Raw genomic sequence first — 8,005 nt, 5'->3', positions numbered from 1 at the left:
TTAAATAAAGGGTGGTATCCCAACAATGACTCCTCACTGACTTGCGCCAATGTATCTAAGTCTCCCACCTATCCTGTACGTTATTTACCGAATATCAATGCCAGGTTACAGTAAAGCTCCATGGGGTCTTTCTGTCCAGTCGCGGGTAACCTGCATCTTCACAGGTATTTCAATTTCACCGGGTCCCTCGTTGAGACAGTGCCCAAGTCGTTACACCTTTCGTGCGGGTCGGAACTTACCCGACAAGGAATTTCGCTACCTTAGGACCGTTATAGTTACGGCCGCCGTTTACCGGGGCTTCAATTCGGGGCTTCGGATTGCTCCTGACTCCTCTTCTTAACCTTCCGGCACCGGGCAGGTGTCAGCACCTATACGTCAGATTTCTCTTTCGCAGGCACCTGTGTTTGTGCTAAACAGTCGCTTGGGCCTCTCTTGTGCCACCGCCTTCAGCTCCACCCGTTCGGGTTTCACCGTCTGCGGCTATCCTTTTCCCGAAGTTACGGATATATTTTGCCGAGTTCCTTAACGAGGGTTGTCCCGCGCACCTTAGGATTCTCTCCGCGCCTACCTGTGTCGGTTTTGGTACGGGCACTTCTTCTCTCACTAGAAGCTTTTCTCGACAGCGTAGCTCGTTTGAATTCGGTTCCTCCGTAGATTCACCTATCTATCACTTCTCAGCCTTCTCACATGGCGGATTTGCCTGCCATGCAGCCTACCGGCTTCGACGCGCTCTTCCATTCGCGCGCTCAAACTGCTTTCTGTGTCACTCCTTCGTTCAATCGATCCGAAGTGGTACAGGAATTTTTGCCTGTTGTCCATCGCCTATGCTTTGTGCCTCGGCTTAGGTCCCGACTTACCCTGGGACGACGAGCGTTGCCCAGGAATCCTTAGGCTTTCGGTGGAACAGATTCTCACTGTTCTTTTCGTTACTCATACCGGCATTCTCTCTGCTGTACGCTCCAATGCTCCTTACGGTACATCTTCAGTCGCATACAGTATGCTCCCCTACCCAGTATATATTTCTATATCCTGCCACGGCTTCGGTTCTGTGCTTGAGCCCCGGTCATCTTCGGCGCAGAGCCTCTCGACCAGTGAGCTATTACGCACTCTTTTAATGGTGGCTGCTTCTGAGCCAACATCCTGGTTGTTTATGAAGTCCTACATCCTTTTCCACTTAGCACAGCATTTGGGACCTTAGCCGGTGATCTGGGCTGTTTCCCTTTCGACTACGGGTCTTATCACTCGCAGTCTGACTCCCAAGTATTTTATTACAGCCATTCGTAGTTTGACTAGGGTCGGTAGGCTTTACGCCCCCTTGCCTGATCAGTGCTCTACCGTCTGTAATCTTCCCTTGAGGCTAGCCCTAAAGCTATTTCGGGGAGTACCAGCTATCTCCGCGTTCGATTGGCATTTCACCCCTATGCACACCTCATCCCAAAGTTTTTCAACACTCACGGGTTCGGTCCTCCACGCATTTTTACCTGCGCTTCAACCTGGACATGCATAGATCACTGCGGTTTCGGGTCTACACCATATTACTTAACGCCCTATTAAGACTCGCTTTCGCTTCGGCTCCGTGTCTTCCACTTAACCTCGCAATATAATGTAACTCGCCGGTTCATTCTTCAATAGGCACGCCGTCGCTCTCTTACGGAGCTTCGACTGCTTGTAGACATACGGTTTCAGGTTCTATTTCACTCCCCTTCCGGGGTTCTTTTCACCTTTCCCTCACGGTACTATGCGCTATCGGTCGCCAGTTAGTGTTTTGCCTTGGAGGGTGGTCCCCCCAGCTTCTCGCAAGGTTTCTCGTGCCCCGCGATACTCTGGATCCCGGCCCTTAAGTTCCGCTTTTCGCCTACGGGGGTTTTACCTCCTATGCCTGACCTTTCCAAGTCATTCGGCTAAACGTTCCTTAATTTCTGCCGGTCCTCAACCCCGTATCACCGAAGTGTTACGGTTTGGGCATCTGCCCATTTCGCTCGCCGCTACTTTGGGTATCTCGTTTGATTTCTCTTCCTCCGGGTACTTAGATGTTTCAGTTCCCCGGGTTTACCTTCCTTTCGGATGTCAGAACTTCTTCTGACGGGTTGCCCCATTCGGATATGTACGGATCACTAGATGCTTGCTCTTCCCCGTACCTTTTCGCAGCTTACCGCGTCCTTCGTCGGCTCCTGGCGCCAAGGCATCCACCGTATGCCCTTATTCGCTTAACTTCGTCAAACCTGCCATTAATACCATCCTGCTTCGTCAGTGCTTTGCTTCACTCATCAGCGTATATTAATACGCTTTCTTCATTCAGCTTTGCCCTTCCTTGCATTATGATGTTTCTTGCAGCTTTGCCGTTACATTCTAAGATTACTCTTAAAATGTCACCTTTTAGCTTAAGTTCATATGTTTCGTCTTAGCTTTTGTTTTTAGTTTCCTAATTGTGCTTGGTCCAACTATTCCCCGCCATTCTCTAGAAAATGTTTTTTCACAAGTTTGGCATTGGTGATAATTGTTCTTTGCTTTCTTCTGTGTAGTTTTCAATGTGCAATCTAAATTTTACATAAACATCATCACAATGCTTACAATAAACTTTATTATAGAGGGAGAAACCCTCAAAACTAAACAATACATAAACTTCTCATACACATTTTCCGGATGTACTCGACAGATTTTATAAAAAATCCTTAGAAAGGAGGTGATCCAGCCGCACCTTCCGATACGGCTACCTTGTTACGACTTCACCCCAATCATCGCCCCCACCTTAGACGGTCGGTTCCATAAGGCCCTTAGCCGGCTTCGGGTGTGAATGACTTTCGTGGTGTGACGGGCGGTGTGTACAAGGCCCGGGAACGTATTCACCGCAGTATGCTGACCTGCGATTACTAGCGATTCCGACTTCATGCAGGCGAGTTGCAGCCTGCAATCCGAACTGGGGGATATTTTTTGGGTTCCGCTCCGGATCGCTCCTTTGCTTCCCTCTGTGTATCCCATTGTAGTACGTGTGTAGCCCAGGACGTAAGGGGCATGATGACTTGACGTCATCCCCGCCTTCCTCCGCGTTGTCCGCGGCAGTCTCATTTGAGTTCCCACCGTTACGTGCTGGCAACAAATGATAGGGGTTGCGCTCGTTGCGGGACTTAACCCAACATCTCACGACACGAGCTGACGACAGCCATGCACCACCTGTTTTCTTGTCCTCCGAAGAGGAAGCATCCATCTCTGAATGCGTCAATCAATGTCAAGCCCTGGTAAGGTTCTTCGCGTTGCGTCGAATTAAACCACATACTCCACCGCTTGTGCGGGCCCCCGTCAATTCCTTTGAGTTTCAGCCTTGCGGCCGTACTCCCCAGGCGGGATACTTATTGCGTTAACTCCGGCACAGGGGGGGTCGATACCCCCTACACCTAGTATCCATCGTTTACGGCCAGGACTACCGGGGTATCTAATCCCGTTCGCTACCCTGGCTTTCGAGCCTCAGCGTCAGTTACAGTCCAGAAAGCCGCCTTCGCCACTGGTGTTCTTCCCAATATCTACGCATTTCACCGCTACACTGGGAATTCCGCTTTCCTCTCCTGCACTCAAGACATTCAGTTCGGACCCCATCACGGGGTTGAGCCCCGCACTTTTAAGATCCGCTTAAATGTCCGCCTGCGCTCCCTTTACGCCCAATGATTCCGGACAACGCTTGCCGCCTACGTATTACCGCGGCTGCTGGCACGTAGTTAGCCGTGGCTTTCTAACAGGGTACCGTCATTCATTAGTGGTATTAGCACTAATGCCATTCGTCCCCTGCAACAGAACTTTACGATCCGAAGACCTTCCTCGTTCACGCGGCGTTGCTCCGTCAGGCTTTCGCCCATTGCGGAAGATTCCCCACTGCTGCCTCCCGTAGGAGTCTGGGCCGTGTCTCAGTCCCAATGTGGCCGTCCATCCTCTCAGACCGGCTACTGATCGTTGCCTTGGTGCGCCATTACCGTCACCAACTAGCTAATCAGACGCAGGCCCATCTCCAAGTAACAGCTAAAAGCCGCCTTTGGTAAAAGTACCATGCAGTACTCTTACAACATTCGGTATTAGCACCCCTTTCGGGATGTTGTCCCCATCTTGAAGGTAGGTTGCCTACGCGTTACTCACCCGTTTGCCACTAGACTTTTACCGAAATAAAAGTCCCGTTCGACTTGCATGTGTTAAGCACGCCGCCAGCGTTCGTCCTGAGCCAGGATCAAACTCTCCATTAATTTATTGGAGAGCCAATTTGGCTCTTTCATTTTGTTTTAAAAGAAATTGTTTCAGGTTTATATTTAAACCGCACATCCGGTATGTTTGAAAACATTATGATGTATTGTTTAGTTTTCAAGGTGCCTGCCTCAACGAGTCAGCTTGTATATATTATCACAGGCGTTTTCGTTTGTCAAGAACTTTTTTTCAAATCTTATTGATTTGTTTCCGAGTCCCTGCCGCTCTCTTGAGCGCAGAAATTATTATATCTAATCTCACATTCTTTGTCAATCCTTTTTCTGATCTTTTTTTCAGATTTTTCCTTTTTGCTCTTTTTCCCTCTCCCTTTTCCCTGCTTCTCTTCTTTTCTGTTGTGCCTGTCCGCCCTTATGTTGCAGGCTTTTCCATGATTTTCAGGCAGCAATTCTCTTCCTGTTTCGTTCAATAAAAAAAGAGAGATGCCGGTTCCTTTTTTCCCCGTTTTCTCTCTTTTTTACTGCTCTATTTCGTTATTTGTTTTATAAAATCCAGAGATTTTAAACGTTTTTCCAAAATAATTTCAAGATAATCCAGCATAATTTTTTCTGCTGATAACAAATTCTTAGCCTGTATATTAAAAGATGAGGGAGCCTGCCAATCAAGATTCAATAAATGCAAAATAAGTTTCCTCACTGTTGAAGAGTATATTATATTTTCATCTTTTCTGCATTTCTGGCAGACAGCCCCTCCTTCTTCATATGAAAAAAAAGCATCGTCTTCGATCTTCCTGCCGCAGACAGCACAATATTCATATTGAAGCTGGCTTCCCGTGTATTCCAGAATTTGAAAAAATGCAGCCAATGCAACCACTCTGGGATTGCGTTTGAGCATTGCCGGGATTATCTGCAGCAGTTTCTCATAAACTTGTTCCTGTGGTTGATTTTCTTCAAAAATTTCTGCAACTATTTCTGCAACAAAAGATGCATAGGCCAAAGCTGTGTAATCAAGAGAAAAATCTGCCAAAAAACCGTTATGGTCGCAATTTTTTATTATATCCAGCCGCGGTCCCTCAGACAGCTGCAATTCCAATATACTGAAAAGTTGTGCTGCAGAAGCCAATCTGCTTCTGGGTCTGCGGCAGCCGTATGCTGCCGCCTTTATTTTTCCTCGGTCACGTGAAAACAAGGTTATCAGCTTATCTGCTTCTCCCCAGTTTACCGCACCTAAAACAATGGCTCTTATATTATAAAGAGACATTACTTACCACCGTTCAGGCCTTCGGTATTTCCCGGCATAACTGCCCCTGCAGTTATAATATACTGCAAAGCATCTTCACCTTGTATATCTATATATGTCACATCTTTTTTAGGGACAAAAACATTGAACCCCGATGTCATATTCAAACTCCACGGAATGAATACAGACACGTATTCCTCCCCGCCAAGATAATCTGCCATTACAGCCGAAACCGGAGTCATCACAAATCCCAGGCAGCGCACTCCCGGATGAGGATATGGCACCAATACTGCATTTTCAAACATGTTACCCGACTTAAAAATCGTATCGGACAGTCTCTTCACACTGCCATAGATAAATTTTACTACGGGTATTCTACCTATAAATTCCTCGCCCCATGATATAAACCGTTTTGATATCCAGTTTGAAGACAATCCGCCTACAAGCGTGATAATGATCAGCACGATAATTATTCCCATTCCCGGAAATTTTATAGGAATATAATGCCCTATAAGTCCATCGATCATCAGCCATACTGTAGAAATAACCAGATATGTAATAAAAATAGGTATTATTATCATAATACCGTTTATAAAGCATTTTGATAATTTATTCATTAGTCTTTTCATGACAAAGCCGCCTCCGTCAGTCCTTAAAGCCAAATTCCTTTAATACCCTTTCCTTATCACGCCAATCCTTTTTCACTTTCACCCAAAGATCAATATATATCTTTGATCCCAGTAATTTCTGGATATCAGTTCTCGCATCCGCCCCTATCTGTTTGAGCAGCGCTCCTTTTGCCCCAATGACAATTCTTTTCTGTGATTCGCGTTCAACATATATAGTAGATCGTATATATACATCTCCATTTTTCCGGGTAGCGATTTCATCGACGTCCACTGCCACGGCATGCGGAACCTCATCACGTGTTGAAAGTAAAACTTTTTCTCTTATAAGCTCCGCTATGATAAGACGTTCCGGCTGATCTGTTACCATGTCTTCCGGAAAATACTGAGGTCCTTCCGGCAAATAACTGTCCATTTCATGCAAAAGTTCCGGCAGATTATCCTGCTCTTTCGCCGAAATAGGAATCACAGCGGAAAATCTGGCTTCGCCATTGTTTTCAGCTGCACCTATATTTTTATATTCGCTTTCATACCCTGCGATCACCGGTAAAATTTTTCTTTTTTCCATCAAATCTATTTTATTGATGACCAGAATTACCGGTTTTTTGGTAGCTTGCAGCTGCTTCATTATATATCGTTCACCGCCGCCGATTTTTTCATTTGCATCAACTACAAATAATATGGCGTCCACCTCTTTCAGCGTTTCCTGCGCTGCCTTGACCATATGTTCGCCCAGTTTGTGAAGTGGTTTATGTATCCCCGGTGTATCAATAAAGACTACCTGCATATTTTCCTGTGTAAGCACACAAAGAATTTTATTGCGTGTCGTTTGTGGTTTATCAGACATTATAACTATTTTTTGTCCTATAAGGCTGTTTATCAGTGTCGATTTCCCGACATTAGGTCGTCCGATCACAGCTGCGAAACCAGATTTATATTTTTTTTCCATAGTACTCCCTTGTAATAGTGATTCCCTTTTATCGTGAGATTCCCAATTTTTCCATAATAAACTCTTCTTCCCTGCGCATTTCCACACGATCATTTTCTTCTATATGATCATATCCAAGTAAATGCAGCATTCCGTGCACCGTTAAAAAAGCTATTTCTCTTTTTACGCTGTGCCCGTATTCTTCGGCCTGTTTAGCTGTTTTTTCCACGGAAATAATAATATCGCCTAGCACATTTACCGGTGCGCCACCTTCAATATTTGGTTCTTCCCCTTCGTTCAGTGCAAATGACAATACATCGGTAGGCCGATCTATATTGCGGTATTTTTTATTCAGGGCATGTATATTCTTATTATCAGTCAGTGTTATACTTACTTCACTGTTCTTCAGATCATAAAGCTCTGCCATTTTGGCGGCAACCTGCTCTATAATGTCAACAAGAGACTCATCCAGTTCTATGCTATCCGGATTTTTGTCAATTATGGTTTGCATATCCATTCTCCATCTTATTATTTCTTTTTCCTATTAATTCAGATGTTTCATATACATCATATGCTTTGATTATACGAGCTACCACATCGTGCCTTATGACATCGGTGTCAGCAAAGCGCACACAATCTATACCCTTGACATCTGATAATATATGCACTGCTTCAGTAAGCCCCGATACAATTCCCCGCGGTAAATCTATCTGACTCAGATCACCGTTGATGACCATTTTCGAACCAAAGCCCAAGCGCGTTAAAAACATTTTCATCTGCCGGCCCGTTGTATTCTGCGCTTCATCCAATATGGCAAACGCCCGTTCCAGTGTTCTGCCGCGCATATAAGCAAGCGGGGCTGTTTCTATTATGTTTTTTTCCATCAATTTTTTATATGTCTCAGCCCCCAGCACATCCTGAAGTGCATCATATAAAGGCCTCAAATACGGATCAACTTTTTCCTGCAGATCACCGGGGAGATAGCCCAGACGCTCTCCGGCTTCCACCGCCGGCCTTGTTAAAATAATGC

6 protein-coding genes and 2 rRNA genes are annotated in these 8,005 nt (G+C 45.6%); all 8 read right to left on the bottom strand.

Annotated elements, in window-relative coordinates:
- Nucleotides 1–2,213: ribosomal RNA gene (locus tag I6758_RS01035) — 23S ribosomal RNA — on the bottom strand; the annotation flags it as partial.
- A gap of 463 nt (nt 2,214–2,676) precedes the next feature.
- Nucleotides 2,677–4,226 (bottom strand): 16S ribosomal RNA (locus I6758_RS01030).
- Nucleotides 4,227–4,420: 194 nt separating this feature from the next.
- Entirely contained in the window at nt 4,421–4,630 is a 210-nt protein-coding gene (locus I6758_RS01025; protein ID WP_196603367.1) for a hypothetical protein, read from the bottom strand.
- Nucleotides 4,631–4,707: 77 nt separating this feature from the next.
- The gene (recO, locus tag I6758_RS01020) at nt 4,708–5,442 is read right to left on the bottom strand and encodes a DNA repair protein RecO (protein WP_196603366.1); all 735 of its coding nucleotides are present in this window, start codon (nt 5,440–5,442) and stop codon (nt 4,708–4,710) included.
- Nucleotides 5,442–6,050 (bottom strand): DUF502 domain-containing protein, encoded by a 609-nt coding sequence (locus tag I6758_RS01015; RefSeq protein ID WP_196603365.1) that lies wholly within the window; start codon nt 6,048–6,050, stop codon nt 5,442–5,444. The genes recO and I6758_RS01015 overlap by 1 nt, the downstream gene beginning before the upstream one ends.
- Before the next feature lie 16 nt (nt 6,051–6,066).
- Entirely contained in the window at nt 6,067–6,996 is a 930-nt protein-coding gene (gene era / locus I6758_RS01010) for a GTPase Era (RefSeq protein ID WP_196603364.1), read from the bottom strand.
- Between the two features lie 28 nt (nt 6,997–7,024).
- Entirely contained in the window at nt 7,025–7,486 is a 462-nt protein-coding gene (ybeY, locus tag I6758_RS01005; RefSeq protein ID WP_196603363.1) for an rRNA maturation RNase YbeY, read from the bottom strand.
- Nucleotides 7,470–8,005, bottom strand: a 536-nt coding sequence (locus tag I6758_RS01000; RefSeq protein ID WP_196603362.1) for a PhoH family protein, incomplete at its 5' end; no start/stop codon positions are given. The genes I6758_RS01000 and ybeY, both read right to left, overlap by 17 nt.

Source organism: Pectinatus haikarae, assembly GCF_015732185.1.
Lineage (GTDB): Bacteria > Bacillota > Negativicutes > Selenomonadales > Selenomonadaceae > Pectinatus > Pectinatus haikarae.
The sequence above is the reverse complement of the archived record's forward strand: the minus strand, read 5'-3'. Positions and strand labels throughout refer to the sequence as shown.